Raw genomic sequence first — 25,071 nt, 5'->3', positions numbered from 1 at the left:
GTGAAGGAGGGTTGTCAGGCGCCTGGCCCGCCGTCGTCGAACACGGGAAGGAAGCGACGGTTCCTGATGCGGGACTCACCGAACTCGATGGCTAAGGGTTCAATCACCCATGATCCGGCACCCCTCGTCTTTGGGCGGCCTACAGCAACATGGGGCGTCCAATGGGGGTACCTGAAGCCCAGGGCCTGCGAGCTGAGGATAAAGTCATCGACATTATCCACCAGCAGGTCGTTTAGCAGATCGTGAAGCGCCTGCACGAGGGAGACCTGAAAGTCATGCACGTGGGCGGGCACCTCAACTTCAAGACCGCTCACATTCCCGCCGCCCAGCACGATCAGTCTCTCGGCCCATCCGGAAAAGCTCCCCAGCACCGGCAGCGCCTGCAACCAGGCAACAGTCTTACGCCTCGCAGCCTCTGCACTGGTGAGCCCTTTGGTCCAGTCGGCCACGTCCTGGCTGAAGTCTTCAAGGACGCCAATGTGCAGGAGTGTCAGGTGCAGGCCCTGCAGCCGGCGCAATGCGTCGACGTAGCGGCCCAGGTGCTCATAGTCTGAGGGTCCTTGACCAATGGCAAGCACCGGGACCTCTACCGTGATACGCGGAAGGACCTGCACCGGAATCCTGCCTTCTACTTAGATGCACTTCTACTTAGATTTCCTTTGACATACCAGGATGAACCGGCACGAAATCTATTCCGGATTGCACCTTCTTCTTCGGGCCGCGGGAGTACCCCTTGGCATCCAGGTGATTTTCGGCCCGGTACACAGCCAAGGCATCGTCGTAGGCCTCATTGAGCCGTGCGCCGGAGACCGCTTCCTGGCTTCCGTCACCAAATGTGATGGATATGGCGGCGCTGCCGGGGAAGTGCCTGTTCATCCGGATAAAGCCTTCGGAGTCCTGCTGCAGATTGATCAATGGTCTTCCCGCTTTCATGTTGGGTGACCTCCATTCTCGCCCATGTGGCAGTCGTGCCGAGATCGGCGACCAGTATTGCGGGCACAATGGACGGATGACCTTCAATCTACCTGTCATCGGCGCCGGTCTGGTTTTTGCCGAGTCGCTGGGGGAGCTTGCCGCAGCGCTGCGGGCGGGAGGTCCGGCGGGGACGGCCGTGGTGCAGGCGCCTCCCGGAACGGGCAAAACCACGCTCGTTCCGCCGCTGCTGGCCAACCTCGCGTCCAGTCATGCTCAAGGCCAGCTGCGGGCCGGGCGCCGTCATCCTCGTGTTGTGGTCACCCAGCCGCGGCGGGTGGCTGCCCGCTCGGCTGCCCGCCGCCTTGCCTCGTTGGATGGCAGCCGCGTGGGCGACCGCGTCGGGTACACCGTCCGCGGCGAACGCCAGGCCGGTCCGGAGACGCTGATCGAGTTTGTCACGCCGGGGATCCTGCTGCGCCGCCTGCTCGCGGACCCGGGGCTCGAGTCGGCCGACGCAGTAGTCCTGGATGAAGTCCACGAGCGCGGCCTGGAAACAGACCTGCTGCTCGGCATGCTCGCCGAGGTCCGGGAACTCCGGGAGGACCTCACCCTGGTGGCCATGTCCGCAACTCTGGACGCGCCACGGTTCGCCGCCCTGCTTGGAAGTGCCCAGGATGGGAATCACGACGACGGCGGGCCGGCCCCGGTGATCGATTGTCCGTCCGCGCTGTACCCACTGGAAGTGGAATGGGCGCCGGCGGCTTTCCCGCGGCTGGACGACAAGGGAGTCACCCGCGCTTTTTTGGACCATGTGGCGGACACCGCCGCGGCCTGGCATGCCCGGGCACTGGGCGAAGACGGGGACACCGACGCGCTGGTGTTTCTCCCGGGGGCGTGGGAAGTCTCCTACGTCGCCTCACGACTGCGGGGCAAGGTGAGTGGGGAAGTTCTGGAGCTTCACGGGCAGGTTAACCCGACGGAGCAGGACCGGTCCGTCTCCGGACGTAAGCCCGGGGAGCCCCCACGGATTATCGTTTCGACAGCGCTCGCGGAATCCTCCCTGACCGTGCCCGGGGTCCGCCTCGTGATCGATGCCGGGCTCTCCCGTGAACCGCGAAGAGACGCAAACCGCGGCATGACGGGGCTGGTCACTGTGTCCTGTTCCCGCGCCTCCGCGAACCAGCGCGCCGGACGTGCAGCCCGCCAGGGGCCAGGCCGGGTTGTCAGGTGTTATGACCAGAAGACCTTCGGCGCTGCACCTGCCCACCAGACTCCGGAGATCGCCGTCGCTGATCTGACGGGTGCCGCTTTGGTCCTTGCCTGTTGGGGATCGCCGGGCGGCGGGGGCCTGGCGCTTCCCGATGCGCCGCCTCAAGCCGCGATGGACGACGCCGTGGAAGTCCTCCGGGAACTCGGCGCGATCGAATCGGACGGTCACGCCAACGACATCGGCAAGACGTTGGCCCGGATACCTGCTGACCCGCGCCTCGGGCGTGCGCTGCTGGATGGAGCGGCTGCCGTGGGCCACCGGGTTGTTTCAGAAACCGTGGCGGTGGTCTCCGGCGACCAGCGCGCTCCCGGAGCGGATCTCACCCGCCTTCTCACCATCCTGCGGAGCGGGCAGGACCCGGCTGCCCGACGCTGGGCCGAGGACGTCCGGCGGATGGAGGCTATGGTGCGTCAGGAAGCACTCGACGTCGTGCGTGAACCGCTTGCTGCCGAGATCGCCGCATCGGCCGCGGCCGAAACGGTCGGCTTCGTCGTTGCCCTAGCGTTTCCGGATCGCGTGGCGTGCCGTGTCCCGGGACAAGGTCCGGAGCGATACCTGCTCTCATCGGGTACCCGGGCGGGTTTGCCTGCCGGCAGTGGGCTGTCCGGACATGAATGGCTGGCAGTAGCCGAGGTGTCGCGCGCCCAAGGCCGGGACGCTGCCGGTACCGGCGCCGTCATCCGTTCAGCCGCGCCGCTGTCCCAAGAACTGGCGGAGGCCGCCGGCCGGCACCTTCTACGCGAAACAGTAGAGGCGCAGATCAGTCAGGGTCGCGTCACGGCGCGGAAGGAACGCCGGCTGGGAACGATCACCTTGTCATCGACACCGGTGCGCCCCTCGCCGGAGGAGGGGCGTGCGGCCGTTGTGCGGGCGTTGAAGAAGGAAGGCTTGGGAACCATCGGGTGGTCCACGGCGGCAGAGAGATTGCGTCGCCGCCTCGCCTTGCTGCACCGGGAAGTGGGCAGTCCCTGGCCTGACGTATCCGAACCGGCCCTGTTGGTACGACTGCAAGAGTGGCTGGCGCCCGAACTGGAAGCTTTGGCCGTCGGTACCCCCACGAACAAAATCGACCTCGCGGAACCGATCCGGCGACTGCTGCCTTGGCCGGAAGCTGGGCGGCTGGGCGAACTGGCGCCCGAGTGGCTTGAAGTTCCCAGCGGTTCCCGGGTTCGGATCGACTACCCGGACGTGGGGGACGACGGCGGGCGGCCGGTGGTGGCGGTCAAGCTGCAGGAGTGCTTCGGCTGGGCAGACACACCGCACTTGGCGCGTGGCAAGGTGGCGGTCCTGTTCCACCTGCTTTCGCCTGCCGGGCGGCCGTTGGCTGTTACGGACGACCTTGCTTCCTTCTGGTCCGGTCCTTACACACAGGTCCGCTCCGAAATGCGAGGGCGCTATCCGAAGCATCCCTGGCCGGAGGATCCGTGGACAGCTCCCGCCACCGCGAAGGTCAAGTCCAGGATGTGAGGGAGCGTTGGGCGTTTGGGGCCAGGATGTGATGGAGCGTTGGCGGGTGGAGTTGGATAGCCGGCAGGAGGTCCTGCCGGCTATCCCGGGCTCCTAGCCCTTCACCACCATGATCCAGCTGACCTGGACGTCGTCGGGGGTGGTGGGCGCCAGATTCACCTTCAGTTTCCCTTCGCCGTCGGGGGAGTGCCCGGCGTATTTCATCGTGGTGTTGGTTCCGCTGATCCGCCTGCTGGCATCAACCACCGTGCCATTGATGCTGATTTTTGCAGCCCGGTTCGGCGCATACTGTGCCCAGGGGTCGTAAAGCCCCACGTAGACGGTGTAGGCGCCGGCCTCAAGGTCGCCGAACAGATAGCTGACGTCCTTCCGCGCGGACTCCTTGGTCACGTACCGGAGGGTGCCGAAGATGTTGTCGCCGCCCACGGTGGCTGTGCCTGGATTGTCGTAGCCCCATGTCTTGCCGGTTCCGGGGTCAGCTCCCAGAGGCTGGTCCTTGGCCGAATTTGAGAGCGCTCCTGCTGCCGAGGCCGCAGCACGGATCGCGGCGTAATCAGCGGTGTCAGTGGACCCAGGATCTGCGAAGTAGACCAGCCCGGAAGGCACTACCATGACGGTGTAGCTGGCGGTGCGGCCGTTGGAGGCGAAAGTGGCAGTTACTGTCGCCGAGCCAGGCACGGAGAAGTCTGCGCCGCTCCAGGTGACTGCCGACGTCGTCGAACTTCCGTTCTGGCTGACAACAGCGGTGGCGGGCAGCGCGGACGGTCCCGATCCCAGCGGAACGCTGGCGGGCATCGCCATGTCAACGGTGAATTTGCCCCGGTTCTCCAAATCTGCCACGGTCCACCGGTCCGTCCAGCGGAAGCTCAAGTCACCGTTGGCCCCGAACGTGAGCGGCAGCCACACCATGGGTGAGTTGCCGAGGTCCGACGGTATCCACCGGTCGCCCATGTAGATGAATTTTCCTGCCGCGGGATCAATCGGGATCACTGAGGTGCTTTGGGTCCGGAAGGTTGTTTCCGAGCCGGGCCCGACGGCGGGGCTTCCGTGTTGTGTCCACGGCCCGATGGGCGTGGGGGACGTCGCGTATCGTGCCGGGTTGGGATCCCAGCCGGTGGCGCCGGAGGTGATCAGGTAGTACGTGCCGTCGTACTTGAACATGGCGGGAGCTTCACGGGCCACGCCTTGGAAGTTGCGGCTGAAGTCCACCCCGTCCACTGAGCGGTGCCACGGCACGTTCAAGTACATATAGCTGGAGTTGAGCCTGGACACGTACATGGTGCGGTTCTCTTCGCTGGAATAGATGATGTAGCCGGTGCCGTCATCGTCCTTGAAGAGGTTCATGTCGCGGGCCATTCCCGGTTGCGACGGGTACTGGTTGTTCGGATTGTCCGCGGGAATCCTGTCGAGGCGGTAGCTGTCCACGTAACGGAACGGGCCGAACGGCGTGTCTGAGACGGCGACACCAGCGGTTGCCTTGGCGTACTGCGCATTCGAGGTTGTTGACGGGCCGTCTGTGTGGACCCAAAGAACCCACTTGCCGGTTGACTCGTTGTACATCACTTTCGGGCGCTCAAGAACGATGGCGCGGCCAACGGCGTTGCCCACACCCTTGCTGTCCAGGTCCCTGAAAACAGCGTCCTTTTCGTGCGTTGTGTAGTCAGCATAAAGAGCGGTGAAGTACGGATCTGTGTCCAGCTGGGCGCGGGTTTCTGCGGTCTTCAGGACCAGTCCTTCGTCCTTCCAGTTGTAGAGGTCGTACGAGGAGTAGCCGTGAAGGCCCGCCATGGGCTGGTAGCCCTGAGTTCGGTCTTCGCCGTACCAGTAGTAGATGGTCCGCCCCTGAGCGTCCTTGGACGGGATCACCTGGCCTCCGTGGCCCTGAATGGCGCGGCCATTGGTGTCGAGCCAAGGCTGGCCCGGATTGAAGGAATCGTAGGTGACGAGTTTCCGCAGCCCGGCGGTGGCTGCGCCAATCGCCTCGTAGGCTGCCTTGTTGGCGGCGGTGTCAGCGGAGCCTGCACCCACCAGGGACTGTGCCGCGGCCAGCTTCTCCCCGAGGACAGCTACTGAGTCCGGCGCATACAGGGACGCCTGTTCCGGAGTGAGTGTCGCCTGGCGGATTTTCTCTGCAAGCAGTTCCGGCGTGTAGTCCAGGGGCTGCCTGATCACTATGAAGTTCAGCGCCGGATCGTGGAATGTGTTGGTCCGGCCCGCCTGGCTGTGGGCCTGCAGGTTGAGGATGCCGTCGGTGACTGCCACGCTGTTGAAGGTCTTCTCCAGCGCTGTGCCGCTCGTGGCTGCAGTGCCGAGGATCTGGCCTTCCGCCATCAGGTCCAGCGTTCGTCCGGCCCAGCCGCCAGGCAACTTGAAGCCGAACGTGACGTCGTAGTTTCCGTTGGGAAGCGCGAAGTCGTACTTCACTGCCCGGCTCGAAAGAGCGGAGCCTGGGGGCGGTGCGTCGTACAGGATTGAGTCGTATTTTCCGAGCGTGCTGTTGGTGTTCCGTTTGGGATTGGAGAAGGCATCGGAAACGAAGCCCCAACTGCCGCCCGTCTTGGCGTCCGGCCCGTAGGCCTGGTCGGATCGGGACTGGTAAATCCCCATGGTGTCGCCGGGCGCAACCTTATCCGTCACAGTGGCGCCGCTGTTGGCGAAGTAGAGTACGCCGTTTGTCGCCACCAGTTGTTCGAGGCTCGGTTTCGGCACCGGGACTGACTCCTCGGCCAGTGCGGGCGACGCGGGGACCAGCAATGCGGCTCCGACGGCGGCTGTCAGCGCCGCGCCAACGATCCGCCTCGAGTGACGTGGCCGCCTGGAGTTGAATGCCACCAGGCACGCTCCGGACAGCAGCAGGGCTGCACCCGCAAGATACGGGACGGCTCCATACGTCACGGCTGCAGTTATGACGCCGGTCATTCCGTTCGCCGGATCCAGAGGCGCCCCGTTTGCTGGCGAACCAGGAAGAACGACGGCGGCAGGGGCGCCGTCGTCGTCCGGTCGGGTAAAGACCACGCTGTGCGCTTCCCCAGCGGCCATCGCCACGATCCTGGGTCCGTACCCCGCCGGGACTGTGCTTTGTGCCGCGTTGTTGTCTCCCCAGGCGAAAATTTGTCCTGACTCCGTGGAGACGAGGCTGTGATACCCGCCAGCCGCGATTGCAGTCACCTTTTCGGAACCAAGCTCAGCCGGCACGTTGAGCTGCCCGTAGGTGTTCGAGCCCCAGGCCACCACTGTTCCTGTATCGGTGAGGGCCAGCGAGTGTGTCACTCCGCTGGAAATGGCCTTGATCTTCGCTGTGCCCAGAGCTGCGGGAAGCTCGATCTGTCCATAATCGCTCCTGCCCCAGGCAGTCACCTTGCCCTCGGCCGTCAACGCCACGTTGAACCCGGCGCCCGTGGATATTTGCTTTATGGCTTGTCCTGCCAGGGATGCGGGAATCTGGTTCTGGGCAAAGGCGTTGTCACCCCAGCCCACCAGGGTTCCGTCCGTCTTGAGTGCCAGAGAGTTGCTTCCGCCCGCTGAGATGGCAGCAACTCCGGCGCGGGCCGCTTCGGGAACAGTTGCCTGACCGGACGTATTTCCGCCCCACGAGGTGACTTTCCCATCAGTGCTGAGGGCAAGGGAGTGGCTGGCGCCGGCAGCAATCGCCTTAAACTTCCGGTCAGCGATGGGCGGTACGGTCGACTGCCCCTGCACGTTGCTGCCCCATGCTGAGAGTCGGCCGGCGTTGCTCAGAGCAATGGTGTGGCCGTTTCCGGCTGCGAGGGCCTTCAGGGGTTCCTTGGCGAGGCTTTCAGGGACGGCCGTCTGCCCTGCGGCGTTCGAACCGAAGGCGAGCAGGAAGATGCTCGGCGGCGAGGGAGGGGAAAGCTCGGTGGCATGCGCCGTTGCAATGCCAAGATGGCCGGTGGCCACCATCACGAAGGCGGCCAGGGCGGCCCTGACTCCGGGTCTGATCATGATTGGTTCTCCAGGTGCTTGCGGTCTTGTTTCGCGGGTGCGTCGTCGCACCCGTTTGTCCCGCCCACAGCTAATCCTGCGCTCTGCCTCAAAACAACAAAAAGCACACTTTCGAACTCAAACGATCACAGCAGAACACTGAACGCCGAGGGCAAGGGCGGTTCGCGTGAACCGATGCCAAAAGCAAACACACACCTTGTCCAAGCCCTCGGGGCCCTCTTGCTGTTCGGGTGCCTCAGGGTGTCCAATCCTTTAACAAAGACAAAGGCGCACGGACACACGCAGGAGATGCACATGTCGGGAAAAGGAGCAAAGAGCCCGGCGAGAAGTTCGGCCCGGGGCAATGGGGACCCGCGCCGCTCTGACGCCTCCACATGGTCGCCTGCAGAGCGCCCGGAACAAATCCGCAATGTTGCCTTGGTGGGGCACTCGGGTACGGGGAAAACGATGCTGGTTGAGGGCCTGCTGGCTGCGACCGGTGCCATCACCAGGATGGGCTCGATTGCCGAGGGCACCACCGTGAGCGACGCTGATCCCTCAGAGATCCATCAGCAGCGCTCAGTCGCGCTCGCCGTCGTGCCCGTGATCTTTGAAGACATCAAAGTGAATCTGCTGGACACTCCCGGATACCCGGATTTCACTGGCGAGTTGCGTGCAGGGCTCCGAGCGGCGGATGCAGTGCTCTTCGTCGTGTCAGCCGTTGACGATATCGACACCGCGACGATCGCACTCTGGGGGGAATGCGAAGCCGCCGGCATGCCGCGCGCGGTGGTGATCAGCCGCCTCGATCATCCGCGAGCCAATTTTGATGCAGCGCTGGCTGCCTGCCAACGGGCGTTCGGCGATTCCGTGCTGCCGCTGTATCTGCCGCTGTCCTCTGGTGCCGGGTCCATTAGTCTGCTCGGCCTGTTGTCGAGGACCGTTTCCACCTACACAAACGGCAGCGCGGAGCGCCAGGTACGGGAAGCCGACGACGGCGAGCTGGCCGTCGCCGAAGAGGCTCGCGGAGCGCTCATTGAAGGAATTATCGCCGAAAGCGAGGACGAAACGCTGATGGAGCGGTATCTGGCCGGTGAAGAGGTACCCCTTGAGGTCCTCGTCGCCGATCTGGAGACCGCCGTCGCCCGAGGTTCCTTCTTTCCGGTGCTGGCAACCGCTGCTGAATCCGGCGTCGGGATGCTGGAAGTGCTCGAGGTCCTGCGTGGCGGATTTCCGTCCGGGGCCGAGCGGGAGCTTCCGGTGGCCAGGGAGGCCGACGGTACCTCCACAGCGGAGCTGGCTTGCGATCCCAAGGGACCACTGGTGGGTGAAGTCGTGCGGACCACCATCGATCCGTTCCTGGGACGTGTGTGCCTCGTGCGCATTTTCTCGGGCACACTGCGGGAGGACTCAGCCATTCACGTCGGCGGACGGGGGCTGGCGGATCGCGGACACCTCGATCACGACAGCGACGAGCGCATCACCCACTTGTACGCGCCGATCGGCGCATCCCTGCGGCCTGTGCCCTTCTGTGTTGCCGGCGACATTTGCGCGCTGGCCAAACTTGGAAACGCCGAAACCGGGGACACTATTTCCTCACGTGAGCGGCCCTTGCTGGTGGAGGCCTGGGACATGCCCGAACCGATGATGCCTGTGGCCATCGAGGCGGCTTCCCATGGGGACGAGGATGCCCTTGCGAAAAGCCTCGGCAAGGTTGCCGCCGGCGATCCGACTCTTAGGGTGGAACGCAACTCCGAAACCCATCAGCTGATCCTGTGGTGCATGGGCGAGGCGCACGCGGAAGTTGTGCTGGACCGGTTGAGAGAGCAGGGTGTGAAGCTGCAGACAGTGGAGGTAGTGACTCCGCTGCGCGAGACCTTTGCGGCCCCCTCGGCTGGCCACGGCCGGCACGTCAAACAGTCCGGCGGCCATGGGCAATACGCCGTTTGCGACGTCGAAGTGGAGCCACTGGACCGCGGATCCGGCTTTGAGTTTGTGGACAAAACCGTTGGCGGCGTGATCCCGGGACCCTTCATAACGTCTGTGGAAAAGGGCGTCCGGACGCAGATGCAAAAAGGGGTAGCAGCCGGGTTCCCTGTGGTGGATATCCGCGTCACACTCGTGGGCGGCAAGACCCACAGCGTTGACTCCTCCGATGCCGCCTTTCAGGCCGCCGGAGCACTTGCCCTGCGGGAGGCGGCTTCCGCCACCCGCATCCAATTGCTTGAGCCGGTTTCAGCAGTGACCATTACCGTGTCAGATGACTACGTCGGTGCAGTCATGAGTGATCTGTCCTCGCGGCGGGGGAGACTGACGGGAACAACATCCGTCGGCGATCTGACGGAGATCAGCGCCGAGGTCCCGGACCAGGAGTTGCTGAAGTACGCAGTGGAGTTGCGTGCCCTGACGGCAGGCACTGGACGCTTTAGCCGGCGGTACCTCCGCCATGATCCGGTCCCCCCTAATGCGATTCCGGCATCGTTGAAAGCCTGACGCTTCCTCCCACACGGAGGTCAGCGGCGTGCGGCTCGGCTCAGCAGTAATGTGCGCAGACGGTGAAGGTGCGGCATGATCCCGTAGATGACGATGGGAACCGCAACCGTGGCCAGAACGAAGGTCCGCAGTACAGGATGCAGGATCCCGAGCCACTCCCCGAAAGCCAGGTTGATGAGGGTCAGGGTGGGGAACACAGCCAGCCAAATCATCAGCGCGAGCTGGTGTTTGTTGGGCGGCGCGGGACGGGTTGACGTTGACTCGATGGACATAGGTTCTCCTCAGGGTCTTGCAGGCAGTGGGCGGGACGATGCGGGGAAGGACAAGTTGCTGTCTGTCAGAATCCCCTGTTGAAATCGCGGACGGCCTTTCGGATGTCCTCTTCGACGAGGTCCGCGTTGATGGCCATGGCTGCGGCGGAACCTTCCCCTGCGGCCGTGATCACCTGGGCTCGAGGGTTGGCGACATTACCGGCTATCCAGACGCCGGGAACAGTGGTGCGGCCGTTACTGTCCCGCACAGCCCAGCCTTCCTGGTCCAGTTCGCAGCCGAGACCCACGAGCAGGCTGTTGTTCGCGATGAACTTCGGCGGCACGAACAATGCGTCCCGTGGGATGACGGTGCCATCGTCCATTTCGACGCCGGACAAATGGTCGTCCTCAACAACTATCCGCCTGACATCGCCCTCGATGACCCCTATTGACCGGGCAACCAGCTCCGAGCGGTGAACGTTCGTCAGCGATTTAGCGGGCACGAACAACACGACATCCTTGGCCCACTGGCGGACGATCTGGGCGTAACGGACCGCATCCAGTGCGCCGCCCAGGACACCCAACTGCCGGTCACGGACTTCGTAGCCGTGACAGTAAGGGCAATGCAGAACGTCACGCGCCCATCGGTTGGCCAGACCCGGAATGTCGGGCAGCTCGTCCCGCAGCCCGGTGGCCACCAGAAGACGCCGCGTCGCGATCCGCCTCCCGTCGGAGAGCAGCGCCTGGAATCGCGACTTCCCGCAAGCAACGAGGTCCGTGACCTCCCCGTCCAAGACGTCAGCGCCGTAGCCCGTCACCTCCTGGCGGGCAATCGCCAGAAGCTTTGCGGGAGGCAGGCCATCGCGTGAAAGGTACCCGTGCATGTGAGCGGCGGGGGAGTTGCGTTGGGACCCTGAATCCACCACCAGAACCCTGCGTCGGGCTCGGGACAACACTAATGCGGCTGACAATCCTGCGGCGCCACCGCCCACTATGACTACATCAAATTCGTTCATGTCTTCAAGGCTCTGTCCATGCTCCTGTTTCGACAACAAACGTTGCTGTTTCCGGGAAACGGAGGTTGGATGGTCCTGTGAATGACACCACGAAACTGATTGCTGCTGCCCTCGATCAGGTGGGGGTGCGCCTCAAACGACTACGAATGCAGCGTGGCGTCACCCTCACCGGTCTCTCCACAGCTACCGGTATCTCGAAAAGCACCCTGTCGCGGCTGGAGACCGGGCAGCGCCGTCCAAGCCTGGAACTGCTCCTCCCGCTGGCCCAGGCTTACCGGGTGCCCTTGGAAGAGCTGGTGGGGGCACCCGAAATCGGGGACCCCCGAATCCGTCTCAAACCCCATAAGGCGAACGGTCGGACAGTCGTACCGTTGACCCGGCAGCCGGGCGGGATGCAGGCCTGGAAAATAATCATTCCCGTCTCCAAAGCCGACCCGGACCTCAAGGCTCACGAAGGATACGAATGGCTGTACGTTCTTTCCGGCCGTATGCGACTGCTTCTGGGCAACCATGACCTCGTCCTCCGGGCAGGTGAAGTAGCCGAATTCGATACCCGCGTACCTCACTGGTTCGGCAGCACAGGAGAGCAGGCGGCAGAAGTCCTGAGTGTATTCGGAGGACAAGGGGAGAGGATGCATGTGCGCGCAAAGGCCAACAAGGAGTGATTATGGCGGGCCTGGCTCGCCTCAGAGGTGCTCAGGAATGCGCGCGGAGGAAATCAGCCACAGGCTTCGCAAGCGATGCCCCCACTTCTTCAGGGCTGCGCTTGAAGCCCTTGACAGCGAAGGAATGGTCTCCGCCTTCGACCCAGTTCAGCGTTGCCGCGTCTCCGATTCGCGCGACCACGGACTCAAGCAAGGCAGTGGTCGCGAACGGGTCAGCTGTTCCCTGGAGGAAGAGCATAGGCAGCGTGAGGCCGTAGAGGTGCTCGTCCCGGACCTTCTCGGGCTTTCCAGGAGGATGCAGGGGGTAGCCGACGTAAACCAACCCGGCGGCCGGCATTCCTTCGGCTACCGCCATTGACGCCATCCGCCCGCCAAAGGACTTGCCGGCCGCCCATAAGGGCTCCCCTTCCGAGTATTGGGAAGCGACGTCCATGGCTGCCCGCCAAGCCGCGATCGCAGTCGGCGGCCTGTCCGGGAACTTCTTACCGGCCTCACGGTACGGGAAATTGAAGCGGAGGGTGGCAACCCCCTGATCACCCAGTGCGGCCGTGAAGCCGGCCATAAACGGATGGTCCATTCCGGCACCTGCACCGTGGGCGACCACGAGTGTCGCAAAGGGACTGTCAGGACGTCCGTAAGCCGCGGAAACTGTACTGTCAGCGATGGTGAAGGCGAGGGGGACTTGGGGGACGGGCATGCCTCAATAATGCCTGAACTCGCGGCCCGGCCGGACACAACTCGAAAGAGTGTCGGCCATCCACACGGAAGATCTGCTGACGTGGGTACTTCTGCGGGGTAGGTTGTTCCCATGGCGAGCGAAGCAACCACCCTCACCGTCGACGGTCCGAACGGCCCCCGGGAGATGCGGATATCGAGCCCCGGCCGGGTTCTCTGGCCGGAGCCTGGTATCACCAAGCTGGACCTGGCCAACTACATGGTGGACGTGGGGGAAGCTTTCGTCAGAGCAAACGGCGGCCGGCCAATTACGCTCCAGCGCTTTTCGGAGAATATCGACGGCGAACAGTTCTTCTCGAAGAATCCTCCTAAGGGCGCACCGGACTTTATCCGGTCAGTGAAGGTGGTCTATCCGAGCGCACGGACCCATCCCCAGTTGGTCATTGACGAACCCGCTGCGGCTGTCTGGGCGGTGCAGATGAACACCATCGTTTTCCACCCCTGGCCGTCAAGAGCGGAGAACTCGGACAACCCGGACCAGTTGCGCATTGATCTGGATCCTCAGCCCGGAACGGACTTCGACGACGCAGTCCCGGCCGCCATCGAACTGAGAGCTGTGCTGGCAGAAGCAGGGCTCACTGCGTTCATCAAAACGTCCGGAAACCGCGGCCTCCATGTATTCGCCCCCATTGAGGCCACCCGGGAATTCCTGGACGTCAGGCACGCGGTCATTGCGGCGGCTCGCGAACTTGAGCGCCGCATGCCGGACAAGGTCACTACCGCCTGGTGGAAGGAAGAGCGTGGCGTGAAGGTATTCGTGGACTTCAACCAGGCCAACCGTGACCGCACCATGGCCGGGGCTTACAGTCCGCGGCCCCTTTCCCACGCACCGGTCTCCTGCCCCATTGAATGGGATGAACTGGAAAGCGTGGATCCCAGGCAATTCACCATCCTGACAGTTCCCGAGCGGTTGAAGGCAACCGGCGATCCCTGGGCGGACATGCACTCCGAGACGGGGAACATCGACACCCTCCTAGGCTGGTGGCAGCGCGATATCGACACCGGCCTGGGCGAACTCCCGTTCCCTCCGGACTATCCGAAAATGCCGGGTGAACCGCCCCGGGTCCAGCCCAGCCGTGCGAAGAAAGCCGCAGACTGAGAACCAGCTGGCCAGGCACGGAAACTGTCTGTGGGGGTCTGGGAACGGCACATGAATTGGGGCACCATATGAAGTGTTCCCAGCCTGCCGTGCTGCCTAATCCCGGCCCCGGCCTCCACCAGACCCCAAGGAGATCCCAAATGCCAACCCGCCTCAACCCCTACATTGGCTTCCGCGACAACGCCCGCGAAGCCATGACGTACTATCAGTCAGTCTTCGGCGGGGAACTCACCATGAGTACTTTCGGCGAGTTTCAGGCCAGCGAGGACCCTGGTGAGCAGGACAAGATCATGCACGCCATGCTCACCACGGACTCGGGAATGGTGCTGATGGGGGCGGACACACCTAATGGCATGAGCTACAACCCCGGTGACAACTTCTCTGTCTCCCTCAGCGGCGAGGACGAAGCTGAACTGCGTGGATACTGGGACCGTCTCTCTTCGGACGGTAGGATCACGGTCCCGTTCGAACCGGCTCCGTGGGGTGACACGTTCGGCATGTGCACCGACAAGTTCGGTGTCCCGTGGTTGGTCAATGCTGCCGGGGCGCAACCCGCGTAGCTCTTAGCGTCCGGCTATCCCCGGCGCCGCCTTTCGTGCCAAAAAAAAGCATTGAAGGGGTCCTCCTCAAGGTCCTTGACCTCTACCTGCTCGAAGCCGGCGTCGTGGACCATGGATTCGGCCAGTGCGACACCCCAAACGGTTCCGAGGCCATCGCCGCCTTGGGACAACGAACGGACATGCAGTGGGTCGTGGAGATGGCGTAGAAGAAGGTGGCCCAGGGGAGCTCAAAGTTCTTCTCAAGCCTGCTCGAGGCCTTGATGTCCACCATCAGGAAGGTTCCGCCCGCGCGGAGCGCCTCGTGGATATTGTGGAGGACGGTGGCGGGGTGTGCCTGGTCGTGTATGGCGTCGAAGACCGTGATCAGGTCAAACCCGTCACGGATGTCCAGAGCTGCGGCGTCACGGGTTTCGAGCCGGACGTTGTCCAGTCCCAGCCGGGAAGCTTCGGCGTCATGTCAGTGGGCTTCCGGATGGTTCCTCCAGAGTACTGCTCGCCCGATGAGCGGGAAAAGGAGCCAGTGGACCTCAACTCGGATGGCCTTGGGCCCTTTACGGGGGGCCGCAGTGGCGGGAAGCTGGAGTGAGAAAGGCAAGCGGAGAACGTCATGGAAGACAGCCAAAACAGAGGATCCAGGATGAACGACGTTACTGTGAATCCAGCGGTTACGGCGGAGATCCTTGCGCTTGCGCGCCCTCTCGCGGGGCTGCGCGACCTCGACGGCTTGGTCCGCCGCTCTGCTGGATGCGAACTCGTGGCTATTGGTGAAGCCTCACACGGAACGCATGAGTACTACACATGGCGGTCGCGCCTGAGCATCCGGCTGATCGAAGAGCAGGGGTATAACTGGATAGGCGTCGAAGGTGACTGGCCGGACTGCTGGCGGATCAACCGTTGGGTCAAGGGGCAAAGCGGGCTCGACGTCGGAGTGCACGCCTTGCTGGCAGGCTTTGAAAGGTGGCCTACATGGATGTGGGCCAATGAGGAAGTGGCAGGGTTCCTGGACTGGCTTCGCGGCTGGAACATGGAACGTCCGCTGTCTGATCGCGTGGGTTTCTACGGTCTTGATGTCTATTCTCTGTGGGACTCGCTGCGGGAGACCATCGGCTGGTTGGAAGTTCATGCGCCGGAAGCTGTGCCTACAGCAAAACGTGCCTGGCAATGTTTTCAACCGCATCATCAGGACCCGCATGAATATGCCTGGAACACACGGCTGGTTCCGGAAACCTGCGAAGCCGACATCGTCACGTTCCTGGAGGAAGTACGAACGCGTGCGCTCGCCGCCATGGACCATCACGACGACAACGCTTTTAACGCCTTGCAGAACGCCGAAGTGGCGGCAAACGCCGAGCACTACTACCGCACCATGGTCAACGGCAGCAGCGAGTCGTGGAACATCCGCGACCGCCACATGGCAGACACCATTGACCGCGTCCGTCAGCACCTGGGTCCGCCGTCGAAAGGAATCATTTGGGAGCATAACTCCCACATCGGGGATGCCAGGGCCACCGATATGGCACGTAACGGACTGGTGAACGTTGGCCAGTTGATCCGGGAGCGGTACGGGGCCGACCGGGTCCTGCTGGTCGGATTCGCCGGCTACGGCGGGACCGTGCTTGCCGCCGATGACTGGGGTTCCCGTGAACAGGTTGTCAGAGTGCCCGAGGCTCGGACAGGAAGTCATGAATACCTGCTTCACCATTGCCTGGGTGTGCCTGCCATCCTGGAATTCGGGGGGCACCGTCCCGGACCATGGTTGTCACGGAGCCTTGGCCACAGGGCCATAGGCGTCGTCTACAGTCCGCAAAGCGAGCAGGCCAATTATGTTCCGACCGTCATGGGCGGCCGGTATGACGCGCTTTTTTGGCTGGAGCGCACGGGGGCACTGCGACCGCTCCACCATGAGGGTCCACCCGTAGGACCTGAATTCGAAACGGAGCCCAGCGGCTTCTAACCCTTCCGGCTGATCCGGATGCCGCCGCCTTCAGGAATCGGGGAAAACCATGAAGAAGCCGATAGTCGTTGGGATCAACGGGTCCGCCGCGAGCGAGGCGGCTTTGGCCTGGGCATTGGAGCGGGCCTCCAGCCACCAAGTCCCGGTGGTAGCAGTTCATGCCGCCGACGACCGCTGGATTTCCCCCGAATTCCAGTATCACGATCTGATCCGGGACCGGGCGGCGGAGCTGCTGAAGACGGTGGAGGCTGATGCTGCCCTCAAGGCACCCGACGTCGACTTCCACGCCCAACTGCATTACGGGAGTCCAGGAGCGGTACTGAGGGAAATGTCTGCTGCGGCAGCCGTGATTGTGATCGGCTCCCATACGCGACAGTGGACCGACGGCGGTCCCGTAACTGACCGGGCACTCCAAATCGTATCGGCGTCGGACTGCCCGGTAGTGGTGGTTCCCCGGGAATTTGTGCCGGGCAAGCGGGGTGTGGTTGTGGGCGTCGACGGCTCGGAGGAGTCCTTACAGGCCGTCAACTTTGCCGCCGCTGAGGCGGACCGCGAGGGCGATGAGCTGACGGCGGTGCTTGCTGTGAACCGGCCCATCCGGTGGATTGAACGGGAGACGCCGCCGAGTGGCTTGAACAAGGTGATTGAGGAAGAGGAGAAAATCGTTCTTGCGGAGTCGGTAGCCGGCCTGCGGATTTCGTTTCCTGACCTGGTGATGCATCAGCGGCTTGAAAAGAGCCTGGACCCGGCGCAGGCATTGGTAGAGCATGCGACGTCCGCGCGGATCCTTGTTATCGGGAGTCGGGGGCGAGGAGCGTTCGCCAGGCTCATCCTTGGATCAACCGCCCACGCAATCCTCGTGCGCGTTCCCTGCCCCACCGTCGTGACCAGGCTCCATAAAGTCAGTCACGACGACTAGGGCAGGGGGTCGGTACTACTTCAGCTGTCCGCGGACCTCTCCGCCCGGGAACGTTGGTGTATGCACATTTACGTAGTACGCCCGGGGGTTTGCCTCAAGAGCAGCCAACACCGCAGGGTCAGCAGGAACGCAGGCGGTCTCGGTCCAGGTGGTGCCCGTGCCTGTTTCCAAGGGAATGACTACGGGGCCAGCTACCTTGCGGCCTCCAACGTGGATGTGGGCTGCGGCTACCGGGGCCGACAGATCCTCAACGGACAGGGTGTAGCAAACTTCACCGTTGACGATCTCGTAGCTGAAGAATCCGTGGGCGCCGGTATCGGAACCGGTGGTCTCCTGCCCAACATTCAGTGGAATGGCGGCTCCATCACCAAAAGGAGCCGCGGTTGCAGCGCCAACGTTGGCAGTGGCAAGGGCAGTTACGGCAGCCAAAACGGCCATGGTACGGAACCTGGTCGAGTGAGCATTTAGCATGATCGTTTCTCCTTCGATTAGCCCCAGCAACGTCACGGTACGCCCGCGGGGAAGCGGCGCACAATGGCTTCACCGCTATGTTTTGTCCTGATGCTGTTGACGCGTACGATCTATAGGGTTTCAAGCCTGCTTTGCTGAACCGCGCATACCCCGGTGAACTACCCGTGAACTGTGCTGTTCGCTTCGGGCAACGGGGAGTGGAACTGCTGACCGTCGACTCTGCAGATTGGGCAACAGGTGGATATCACCTTCATGGTGGCGCTGGTTATAGCGCTGGCACTATTTTTCGACTTCACCAACGGCTTTCACGACACGGCAAATGCTATGGCTACGCCGATCGCCACAGGTGCCATCAAACCCAAAACGGCAGTGGCACTGGCAGCCGTTCTGAACCTCGTGGGTGCGTTCCTCTCCACGGAAGTGGCTAAGACTGTTTCCGGAGGAATTATCCGGGAAGGTTCCGAAGGCATTCAGATCACCCCGGAGATCATCTTTGCCGGTCTCATGGGAGCCATTCTCTGGAATATGATTACTTGGCTCAAAGGCCTGCCGTCGAGTTCCTCACATGCTCTCTTCGGCGGCCTCATCGGCGCCGCGATTGCCGGCATCGGGTTGCATTCGATCAACTTTGAATCCCTGATGCAAAAAGTGATCCTTCCCGCGATCTTTGCCCCGGTTATTGCGGGCGCTGTGGCTTACATCTGTACGCGCCTGGCCTATGCGCTGACCTCCAGGCACGATCCCGAAACAGGGGACAAACTGACGCAGAAGCGCGGAGGCTTCCGCACAGGCCAGATTTTCACTTCCAGCCTGGTGGCACTCGCCCACGGAACCAACGATGCACAGAAGACCATGGGCATCATCACCTTGGTGCTGATCGCCGCAGGAACCCAGCCCACAGGTTCCGGGCCGCAGTTCTGGGTCATTGCTGCCTGTGCCTTCGCCATTGCAATCGGCACCTACGCCGGAGGCTGGCGGATCATCAGGACAATGGGGTCAGGGCTGACTGATGTTAAGCCTGCGCAGGGGTTCGCCGCTGAAACCAGCACGGCCTCGGCCATTCTTGCGTCATCCCATCTGGGGTTCGCCCTGTCCACCACGCAGGTGGCTTCGGGTTCGGTCATCGGTTCCGGGCTTGGCCGCAAGGGAACCTCCGTGAGATGGGCGACGGCGGGACGGATCGCCATCGGCTGGCTGTTCACCCTCCCGGCTGCCGGCATCATGGGAGCTCTCACGGCCTGGCTGGTCAGCACCGGCATCGTTGGCGTCGTCATCGCTGGAGCCGCAGGATTTGCCTCAGTGCTCCTGATGTACTTCGAATCCCGCAAATCCCACGTCGGCCACCACAACGCCGTCGAGGTTGAGGAAGCCGGACACGCCGTGCGGTTCCAGAAGAAGAAGGCGGCAGCGGCAGCACGGGCGAACAAGAAGAAGGGCGGCCAGAAATGAAGTGGTTGGAGCTTTTGATGGTGGGCGGAGCCACCTTGGTTGCGGCCGTGACAGTGGTGGGCCTGTACTCCCTTGGCGTCCGGCTGACAGCCATAGCCGGAGATGTTACTCCGCAAGCCCCCCGGTGGATTCAGCCTCTGGCCTACATCTGTTTCGGACTCTGCGGCGTTGCAGTTCTCTTTGGGCTGTACCTGATCATTCCGTACTTCAACAAGTAGCCTTAGTCGGCCGGTCCGGCACCCAGGGGTTCGAAAGCAGTATTTGAACCCGGACCTGAAGTGATTAGGCTGGGGCCATGTCGAGTCTTCAGTACTACGTCGGCGCCTCCCTTGACGGTTACATCGCCACGCCCGACGACGACCTTGCCTGGCTCCTGCAATTCGACGGTTTCGAAGGCGGGAAGGAAAGCTATGACGCGTTCATTGAGGGCGTCGGCTGTATCGTGATGGGAGGGGAGACCTACCGCTGGCTGCTCGAGCATGAGCCCGGCAACTGGCCTTATCCCACCACACCCTGCTGGGTTTTCACCCATCATGAGGGCACGGTCCCCAAAGACGCTGACATTACCTTTGCCCACGGCGACGTCAGGACGTTTGTCGGTGATCTGAAGGCAGATGCCGATGGCAGGAACGTGTGGGTGGTGGGCGGAGGAAACCTCGCAGCGCAATTTGCCGATGCCGGGCTGTTGGATGAACTGATTGTTTCGGTCATCCCCCTGATTCTTGGCGATGGCAAGCCGCTCCTGCCGCTGCGGAAGCCTACGCAGCCGTTGGAATTGGTTTCCTCAGCAGCACTCGGGCGCGGCGTAGTGGAGTTGCGTTACCGGTTAAATCCCTGATCAGCCTTCGATATCACGTATGAGGTTGGTGATTCGCGCAGTTGACAGCCTTCTACCCTGCTCGTCTGTCATGACGATCTCGTGGGTAGTGAGCGTGCGGCCCAGGTGAATGGCGGTACAGGTTCCCGTCACTGTGCCCGCGGAGATGGACCGGTGATGGGTAGCGCCGACCTCGATTCCGAGCGCCTGCCTCCCGGGGCCTGCATGCATTCCTGCAGCGAAAGATCCCAGAGTTTCGGCGAGGACGACGTGCGCCCCGCCGTGCAGGATACCGGCGACTTGTGTGTTGCCCTCCACAGGCATCGTGGCCACGGTGCGCGCCGGACTCATCTCGACAAAGCGGATGCCCATCTTGACCACCAAGGCACCGATTCCGTAGCCGCCGAGCCAATCATGCAGGTCCTTGGGGATTCCGGCTGAGGTCAGTTCGTCCGCAAACCGGTGGGGCGTGAAATTGTCCATCATGCCAACTAGGCTGGCACCTGTGAGTGAAACTACCAAACCGGCCCCCTTCCCGTTCGAAACCGCTGATCTTCAGGACGATGCTGCCCTGAAGGCCAACGCCCCTGCAGATGCAGCCCTGCCCACTGACGCTGCCTTGCAGGACGTGAAGGTCCCGCCGCCCGGTGATCGTTCTGTTTCAGCCACGGAAGCCCCTGTGATTCCTCTCACCGATCAACCGCGCCTCCTGGTCCTGGACGGGCACTCGATGGCCTTCCGGGCTTTCTTTGCCTTGCCGGCGGACAAGTTCTCTACGGCAAACGGGCAGCACACCAATGCCATCCATGGATTCACGTCGATGCTTATCAACCTGATCAAGGAACAGAAGCCCACCCACGTCGCCGTGGCCTTCGACGTATCGGATGACACCACCCACCGTAAGGCCGAGTACAGCGAGTACAAGGGCGGCCGCAATGAAACTCCCAGGGAGATGAGCGGCCAGATTGACCTCATCGACAAGGTCATGCAGGCGTGGGGCATCAAGACGATCAAAATGCCGGGCTATGAAGCTGACGACATTTTGGCAACACTCGCCGCCATGGGCGAAAAGGCCGGTTACGAGGTGCTCCTTGTGACCGGTGACCGTGACGCATTCCAGCTCATCACCGACAACGTTTTTGTGCTTTACCCCAGAAAGGGCGTCAGCGATATTCCCCGGCTGGACACGGCTGCAATTCAGGAGAAGTACTTTGTGACGCCCCCGCAGTACTCGGACCTGGCCGCATTGGTGGGGGAGTCAGCGGACAACCTTCCAGGCATCCCGGGAGTTGGCCCCAAGACGGCAGCCAAATGGATCAACCTCTATGGCGGGCTCGAAGGTGTCCTGGAAAATGTGGACGCCATTGGCGGCAAGGTAGGGGACGCGCTCCGCGAAAACGTGGAGGCCGTCAAGCGCAACAGGCGGCTGAACAGGCTCCATACAGACCTTGATCTCCCGCTGACGCTGGACGATCTCGCGGAACCCCGCCCGAATGAGGCCGCCCTGGAGCAGCTGTTCGACGACCTTGAATTCAAGACCATCCGCACCAGGCTCTTCGCCCTCTACAGCAGCGAAGAATTGGAGTCCGCTGAGCGCGAGAACATTGACACGCCTGACTTCACCACCCCCGCCGGTGCCAAGGAGCTGAGCGCCTTCCTGGCGGCAGGCGCAGGCAAGCGGTCCGCCGTCGCTGTCGACCTGGTTCCCGGCAGAATCGGCGAGGACGCCGCAGCGCTGGCCATCGTCCGTGACGACGCCGCCGTCTACATCGACCTCGCCGCGCAGGACGCTGAAGCCGAAAACGTCCTCGCGGATTGGCTGCGGGACGAGCAGGCTCCGAAGGTCATGCATGGCTACAAGGCAGCCTTGAAGGCCCTGTCCAGCCGTGGCCTGGGCTTGGAAGGGGTGGTGGATGACACATCGATTTCCGGCTACCTCATCCAGCCGGACCGCCGCACCTATGAGCTCTCAGAACTTGCCCAGCACCACCTCAACATCAGCATCTCGCCCGAGACCGCCAAGGCGGGCCAGCTCGAGCTGTCGTTCGACGGCGACGACGCCGCTGCTTCCGGCGCTCTGGTCCAGGCAGCCGCCGTGGTGCAGGCACTAAGCCGGCACTTTGAATCCGAACTCAAGGAACGCAAGGCCGAGGACCTGCTGACCACCCTGGAGCTGCCCGTCAGCCGGGTCCTTGCCGATATGGAGCTGGCTGGAATTGCCATCGATATGCCGCGCCTCGATGAGCAGCTGGCCGATCTCTCGAAAGTGATTGACAATGCCCAGGAGCTGGCCTTCGCAGCAATCGGGCATGAGGTGAACCTTGGATCGCCGAAGCAGCTCCAGACTGTCCTGTTCGAGGAACTCCAGCTGCCAAAGACCAAGAAGATCAAGTCCGGTTACACCACCGACGCTGCGTCCCTCAAGAACCTGCTGGAGAAGACGGGGCACGAGTTCCTGGTTCAGCTCATGGCCCACCGCGAGTCCTCGAAACTGCGCCAGATGCTGGAATCTCTCAAGAAATCCGTAACGGACGACGGAAGAATCCATACCACCTACGCGCAGAACGTTGCAGCCACAGGCCGCATCTCGTCAAACAACCCAAACCTGCAGAACATCCCAATCCGCAGCGAGGAAGGCCGCCGGGTCCGTGGCATCTTCGTGGTCAGCGAGGGCTACGACTGCCTGCTTTCCGCCGATTACTCGCAGATCGAGATGCGGATTATGGCGCACCTCTCCGGGGACGCTGGCCTCATTCAGGCATACAAGGAAGGGGAAGACCTGCACCGGTTTGTTGGCTCCAACATCTTCCATGTCCCCACCGAAGAAGTCACCAGTGCCATGCGTTCCAAGGTCAAGGCCATGTCTTACGGCCTGGCCTATGGGCTGACGTCGTTCGGGCTCTCCAAACAGCTGGAGATTTCAGTTGATGAGGCGCGGACGCTCATGAAGGACTACTTCGACCGGTTCGGGGCCGTGCGTGACTACCTTCGCGGGGTGGTGGACCAGGCCAGGGTCGACGGCTACACAGCCACCATCGAAGGACGGCGCCGCTACCTGCCGGACCTGACCAGTACAGACCGCCAGCTTCGCGAGAATGCGGAGCGCATCGCGCTGAACTCGCCCATCCAGGGGTCGGCCGCGGACATCATCAAGCGGGCAATGCTCGGAGTGCACTCCGAACTTGAGGCCCAGGGGCTGAAGTCACGGATGCTGTTGCAGGTCCATGATGAGCTCGTCCTGGAGGTAGCAAACGGCGAACGGGTTGCCGTGGAGAAACTCGTGACAGAGCAGATGGGTGCAGCGGCCCAGCTGACTGTTCCCCTGGACGTCCAGATTGGCGTGGGCTCCAGCTGGTACGAAGCCGGGCACTGAGACCAGAACCAGAAGCAGACATTTCGATGGCCGGCGCGCGTTGATCGTGCGCGGGCCGGTCACCAACTTGGGGAGAATCACGTGGTAGAGAAATACGAAGTAAGGCGTTTCCGGGTAGCCGACAAGGATTCCCCCGACTATTCAAAAAGCACTGACTGGATGCGGGCAGTCGAGGACGGTTTCCACGACAACCGGCGCAGCGCGGAGTTCGTGGACAAGATCATTTCCATGTACCGGACGGACGACCGCGAGCTGACCGGTGTTTATCAGACCGGTTCCGTTCCTGCCCATTCCTTGACAGCTGACATCCCTGTGGCGACCTTTGGGACGCTCTTGAAGACTCTGAACACCGGCTACGGCAGGCAACTGGCCACGCGCCTGGTGACTGCTGTTACGGTTCGGGGAACGCACCGCCGCCGCGGGCTCTTGCGGAGGATGATGACCGAGGACCTGACTGTTGCGAAGTCGGAAGGGCTGGCCATGGCGGCCCTGACAGCCTCTGAGGGCTCAATTTACGGGCGCTTTGGATACGGGGTGGCCACGTTCGAGAGGAGCATCAAGGTGGATACCGGCCCCAGGTTCCAATTGCGGCACGTGCCTGCAGGAACCGTGGAGATCGCCGATCGAAAAGTGCTGCTCGATGTTGCGCCCCGGGTGTTCGCGGACGCCCATCACCTTACGCCTGGCTCGATCGTGCGCCAGGAAGGTTACCGCCAGCGGGTTTCCGGAGCTTACGGGCATGATGGTGCCGAAGACCCGGGGATAAGGTGCGCTCTCCATTACAACTCCGACGGCGAGATTGACGGCTACGTCTCGTACAAGTTTTCGGGGTGGGAGACAAAGCCCTACACGGTGAACATTGTGGACCTGGTGGCAGCTTCCGATGCCGCCTACCTGGATCTGTGGAAATTCCTGGGCTCCATCGACCTCATCCAGCGCATCAGCTGGGAGGAGGCCCCGGTGGATGACCCCCTGGGCTGGGCACTTGAGGATCCTCGTTGCATTGAGTCTTCGGACCACAGGGATATGCTCTGGCTTCGCATCCTCGACGTCGCAGGTGCTCTGACGGCCCGCCGCTATTCGGCTGACGGCACGCTCTCTCTCGAGATCTCGGACAGCCTGGGTTTCGCCTCCGGCACGTACCGCATGGAGGTTCGGGATGGGGATGCCAGCCTCACGAACGCCTCGGCGGACCAGGCACCTGACCTCACCCTGGACGTCGCCGAGCTGGGTTCCATCTATCTGGGAGCCGTTTGTCCCGTGACCCTGACGGCGGCGGGAAGAATCAGGGAGAACACCCCAGGGGCAGCGCTTAAGGCGCGGCAGATGTTTGCTGTTGAGCGCTCGGCGCACTGCATGACGCACTTCTAAAGCCGGTACCCGCCGTACGCCCCGGAGCAATTCCGTTGGATCGCAGCCGGGGCGTATGGTGAGGCATGCGTCAGAGTTCCGACGGCGGATCGCACTGGTTCCGGGAGTGGTCTCCCTCCTTGGGTACGAGTCTGGCCATGGTCACCCTGGCTACTTCACTGGTTGCCATTCCCTTGTCCGGCGCTCAACAACTGGACCTGTCACGCGGGCAGCTGACTGCTTGGGTCATGACCATCTATACACTGCCCTGCCTGCTCGGCCTGGTTCTGTGTCTGCGGTTCAGACAGCCGCTCCTCCTGACCGG

The 25,071-nt window shown here is 62.7% G+C and carries 22 protein-coding genes and 1 pseudogene; 14 read left to right on the top strand and 9 right to left on the bottom strand.

The features are described from left to right. Window positions 1-14: 14 nt before the first annotated feature. Both RIN13_RS17120 and RIN13_RS17115 read right to left on the bottom strand, forming a co-directional pair. On the bottom strand, window positions 15-614 hold the full coding sequence (locus RIN13_RS17120; RefSeq protein ID WP_309108519.1) for a hypothetical protein: 600 nt from the start codon (window positions 612-614) through the stop codon (window positions 15-17). A gap of 34 nt (window positions 615-648) precedes the next feature. Next, on the bottom strand, window positions 649-915 hold the full coding sequence (locus RIN13_RS17115) for a hypothetical protein (RefSeq protein WP_309108520.1): 267 nt from the start codon (window positions 913-915) through the stop codon (window positions 649-651). 94 nt (window positions 916-1,009) lie between these two features. On the opposite strand from RIN13_RS17115, the gene hrpB reads away from it, so the two are divergent. Continuing rightward, a complete protein-coding gene (gene hrpB / locus RIN13_RS17110; protein ID WP_309108518.1) occupies window positions 1,010-3,652 on the top strand; it encodes an ATP-dependent helicase HrpB in 2,643 nt (880 codons plus the stop codon). 93 nt (window positions 3,653-3,745) lie between these two features. Here the strand turns inward: hrpB and RIN13_RS17105 are convergent, their stop codons facing one another. Next, window positions 3,746-7,615: a family 43 glycosylhydrolase gene (locus tag RIN13_RS17105; protein ID WP_309108517.1), complete on the bottom strand. Its 3,870-nt coding sequence runs from the start codon at window positions 7,613-7,615 to the stop codon at window positions 3,746-3,748. A 294-nt stretch (window positions 7,616-7,909) separates the two neighbouring features. On the opposite strand from RIN13_RS17105, the gene RIN13_RS17100 reads away from it, so the two are divergent. Next, window positions 7,910-10,087, top strand: coding sequence for an elongation factor G-like protein EF-G2 (locus RIN13_RS17100; RefSeq protein ID WP_309108516.1), 2,178 nt, complete (start codon window positions 7,910-7,912; stop codon window positions 10,085-10,087). 20 nt (window positions 10,088-10,107) lie between these two features. Here RIN13_RS17100 and RIN13_RS17095 read toward each other — a convergent pair whose 3' ends face one another. Both RIN13_RS17095 and RIN13_RS17090 read right to left on the bottom strand, forming a co-directional pair. After that, complete coding sequence (locus RIN13_RS17095; protein ID WP_309108515.1) at window positions 10,108-10,359, bottom strand: hypothetical protein; 252 nt, start codon at window positions 10,357-10,359, stop codon at window positions 10,108-10,110. 65 nt (window positions 10,360-10,424) lie between these two features. Further along, a complete protein-coding gene (locus RIN13_RS17090) occupies window positions 10,425-11,354 on the bottom strand; it encodes an NAD(P)/FAD-dependent oxidoreductase (RefSeq protein WP_309108514.1) in 930 nt (309 codons plus the stop codon). Window positions 11,355-11,431: 77 nt separating this feature from the next. On the opposite strand from RIN13_RS17090, the gene RIN13_RS17085 reads away from it, so the two are divergent. Continuing rightward, window positions 11,432-12,019, top strand: a complete 588-nt coding sequence (locus tag RIN13_RS17085; protein WP_309108513.1) for an XRE family transcriptional regulator — start codon at window positions 11,432-11,434, stop codon at window positions 12,017-12,019. Between the two features lie 31 nt (window positions 12,020-12,050). Here RIN13_RS17085 and RIN13_RS17080 read toward each other — a convergent pair whose 3' ends face one another. After that, window positions 12,051-12,716, bottom strand: coding sequence for an alpha/beta family hydrolase (locus RIN13_RS17080; protein WP_309108512.1), 666 nt, complete (start codon window positions 12,714-12,716; stop codon window positions 12,051-12,053). A gap of 111 nt (window positions 12,717-12,827) precedes the next feature. Between RIN13_RS17080 and ligD the strand changes: the two genes are divergently transcribed. From ligD to RIN13_RS17065, 3 genes are all read left to right on the top strand, one after another. After that, window positions 12,828-13,853: a non-homologous end-joining DNA ligase gene (gene ligD, locus RIN13_RS17075; RefSeq protein ID WP_309108511.1), complete on the top strand. Its 1,026-nt coding sequence runs from the start codon at window positions 12,828-12,830 to the stop codon at window positions 13,851-13,853. A 140-nt stretch (window positions 13,854-13,993) separates the two neighbouring features. After that, window positions 13,994-14,413: a VOC family protein gene (locus RIN13_RS17070; protein WP_309108510.1), complete on the top strand. Its 420-nt coding sequence runs from the start codon at window positions 13,994-13,996 to the stop codon at window positions 14,411-14,413. Window positions 14,414-14,448: 35 nt separating this feature from the next. Continuing rightward, complete coding sequence (locus RIN13_RS17065) at window positions 14,449-14,619, top strand: hypothetical protein (RefSeq protein WP_309108509.1); 171 nt, start codon at window positions 14,449-14,451, stop codon at window positions 14,617-14,619. 86 nt (window positions 14,620-14,705) lie between these two features. On the opposite strand, the pseudogene RIN13_RS17060 reads toward RIN13_RS17065, so the two are convergent. Beyond that, window positions 14,706-14,804 (bottom strand): annotated as a pseudogene (locus RIN13_RS17060) (methyltransferase); the annotation flags it as partial. A 246-nt stretch (window positions 14,805-15,050) separates the two neighbouring features. Here RIN13_RS17060 and RIN13_RS17055 point away from each other — a divergent pair. Together RIN13_RS17055 and RIN13_RS17050 are read left to right on the top strand one after the other, a co-directional pair. Next, a complete protein-coding gene (locus RIN13_RS17055) occupies window positions 15,051-16,367 on the top strand; it encodes an erythromycin esterase family protein (protein ID WP_309108508.1) in 1,317 nt (438 codons plus the stop codon). Window positions 16,368-16,416: 49 nt separating this feature from the next. Continuing rightward, on the top strand, window positions 16,417-17,286 hold the full coding sequence (locus RIN13_RS17050) for a universal stress protein (RefSeq protein WP_309108507.1): 870 nt from the start codon (window positions 16,417-16,419) through the stop codon (window positions 17,284-17,286). Between the two features lie 15 nt (window positions 17,287-17,301). On the opposite strand, the gene RIN13_RS17045 is transcribed toward RIN13_RS17050, so the two are convergent. Further along, the gene (locus tag RIN13_RS17045) at window positions 17,302-17,724 is read right to left on the bottom strand and encodes a CHRD domain-containing protein (RefSeq protein ID WP_375164787.1); all 423 of its coding nucleotides are present in this window, start codon (window positions 17,722-17,724) and stop codon (window positions 17,302-17,304) included. A 270-nt stretch (window positions 17,725-17,994) separates the two neighbouring features. On the opposite strand from RIN13_RS17045, the gene RIN13_RS17040 reads away from it, so the two are divergent. The 3 genes from RIN13_RS17040 to RIN13_RS17030 all read left to right on the top strand — a co-directional run bounded on the left by RIN13_RS17040 (window position 17,995) and on the right by RIN13_RS17030 (window position 20,044). Beyond that, window positions 17,995-19,206 carry an anion permease gene (locus tag RIN13_RS17040; protein ID WP_309108505.1) on the top strand — a complete coding sequence of 404 codons (1,212 nt, stop codon included), beginning with the start codon at window positions 17,995-17,997 and terminating at the stop codon, window positions 19,204-19,206. Next, window positions 19,203-19,424, top strand: coding sequence for a hypothetical protein (locus RIN13_RS17035; protein ID WP_309108504.1), 222 nt, complete (start codon window positions 19,203-19,205; stop codon window positions 19,422-19,424). The genes RIN13_RS17040 and RIN13_RS17035 overlap by 4 nt, the downstream gene beginning before the upstream one ends. A 77-nt stretch (window positions 19,425-19,501) precedes the next feature. Continuing rightward, window positions 19,502-20,044, top strand: a complete 543-nt coding sequence (locus tag RIN13_RS17030; RefSeq protein ID WP_309108503.1) for a dihydrofolate reductase family protein — start codon at window positions 19,502-19,504, stop codon at window positions 20,042-20,044. Here RIN13_RS17030 and RIN13_RS17025 read toward each other — a convergent pair whose 3' ends face one another. After that, complete coding sequence (locus RIN13_RS17025) at window positions 20,045-20,509, bottom strand: hotdog fold thioesterase (protein WP_309108502.1); 465 nt, start codon at window positions 20,507-20,509, stop codon at window positions 20,045-20,047. It lies immediately after the preceding gene. Window positions 20,510-20,702: 193 nt separating this feature from the next. Between RIN13_RS17025 and polA the strand changes: the two genes are divergently transcribed. The 3 genes from polA to RIN13_RS17010 form a co-directional block, all read left to right on the top strand. Beyond that, a complete protein-coding gene (polA, locus tag RIN13_RS17020; RefSeq protein ID WP_375164786.1) occupies window positions 20,703-23,396 on the top strand; it encodes a DNA polymerase I in 2,694 nt (897 codons plus the stop codon). 81 nt (window positions 23,397-23,477) lie between these two features. After that, window positions 23,478-24,767, top strand: coding sequence for a GNAT family N-acetyltransferase (locus RIN13_RS17015; RefSeq protein WP_309108500.1), 1,290 nt, complete (start codon window positions 23,478-23,480; stop codon window positions 24,765-24,767). 65 nt (window positions 24,768-24,832) lie between these two features. After that, window positions 24,833-25,071: hypothetical protein (locus tag RIN13_RS17010; protein ID WP_309108499.1), on the top strand; the 239-nt coding region annotated here is incomplete at its 3' end.

The organism is Arthrobacter sp. (genome assembly GCF_031179985.1).
Classification (GTDB): Bacteria; Actinomycetota; Actinomycetes; order Actinomycetales; family Micrococcaceae; genus Arthrobacter.
This window is presented reverse-complemented; position numbering and strand designations above follow the sequence as displayed.

Bases quoted from the DNA above. Each gene is read 5' to 3' on its own strand.
- hrpB (WP_309108518.1), top strand. From the start codon at position 1,010: ATGACCTTCAATCTACCTGTCATCGGCGCCGGTCTGGTTTTTGCCGAG.
- RIN13_RS17105 (WP_309108517.1), bottom strand. From the start codon at position 7,615: ATGATCAGACCCGGAGTCAGGGCCGCCCTGGCCGCCTTCGTGATGGTG.
- RIN13_RS17100 (WP_309108516.1), top strand. From the start codon at position 7,910: ATGTCGGGAAAAGGAGCAAAGAGCCCGGCGAGAAGTTCGGCCCGGGGC.
- RIN13_RS17095 (WP_309108515.1), bottom strand. From the start codon at position 10,359: ATGTCCATCGAGTCAACGTCAACCCGTCCCGCGCCGCCCAACAAACAC.
- RIN13_RS17090 (WP_309108514.1), bottom strand. From the start codon at position 11,354: ATGAACGAATTTGATGTAGTCATAGTGGGCGGTGGCGCCGCAGGATTG.
- RIN13_RS17080 (WP_309108512.1), bottom strand. From the start codon at position 12,716: ATGCCCGTCCCCCAAGTCCCCCTCGCCTTCACCATCGCTGACAGTACA.
- ligD (WP_309108511.1), top strand. From the start codon at position 12,828: ATGGCGAGCGAAGCAACCACCCTCACCGTCGACGGTCCGAACGGCCCC.
- RIN13_RS17070 (WP_309108510.1), top strand. From the start codon at position 13,994: ATGCCAACCCGCCTCAACCCCTACATTGGCTTCCGCGACAACGCCCGC.
- RIN13_RS17055 (WP_309108508.1), top strand. From the start codon at position 15,051: ATGAACGACGTTACTGTGAATCCAGCGGTTACGGCGGAGATCCTTGCG.
- RIN13_RS17050 (WP_309108507.1), top strand. From the start codon at position 16,417: ATGAAGAAGCCGATAGTCGTTGGGATCAACGGGTCCGCCGCGAGCGAG.
- RIN13_RS17045 (WP_375164787.1), bottom strand. From the start codon at position 17,724: ATGGCCGTTTTGGCTGCCGTAACTGCCCTTGCCACTGCCAACGTTGGC.
- RIN13_RS17035 (WP_309108504.1), top strand. From the start codon at position 19,203: ATGAAGTGGTTGGAGCTTTTGATGGTGGGCGGAGCCACCTTGGTTGCG.
- RIN13_RS17030 (WP_309108503.1), top strand. From the start codon at position 19,502: ATGTCGAGTCTTCAGTACTACGTCGGCGCCTCCCTTGACGGTTACATC.
- RIN13_RS17025 (WP_309108502.1), bottom strand. From the start codon at position 20,509: ATGATGGACAATTTCACGCCCCACCGGTTTGCGGACGAACTGACCTCA.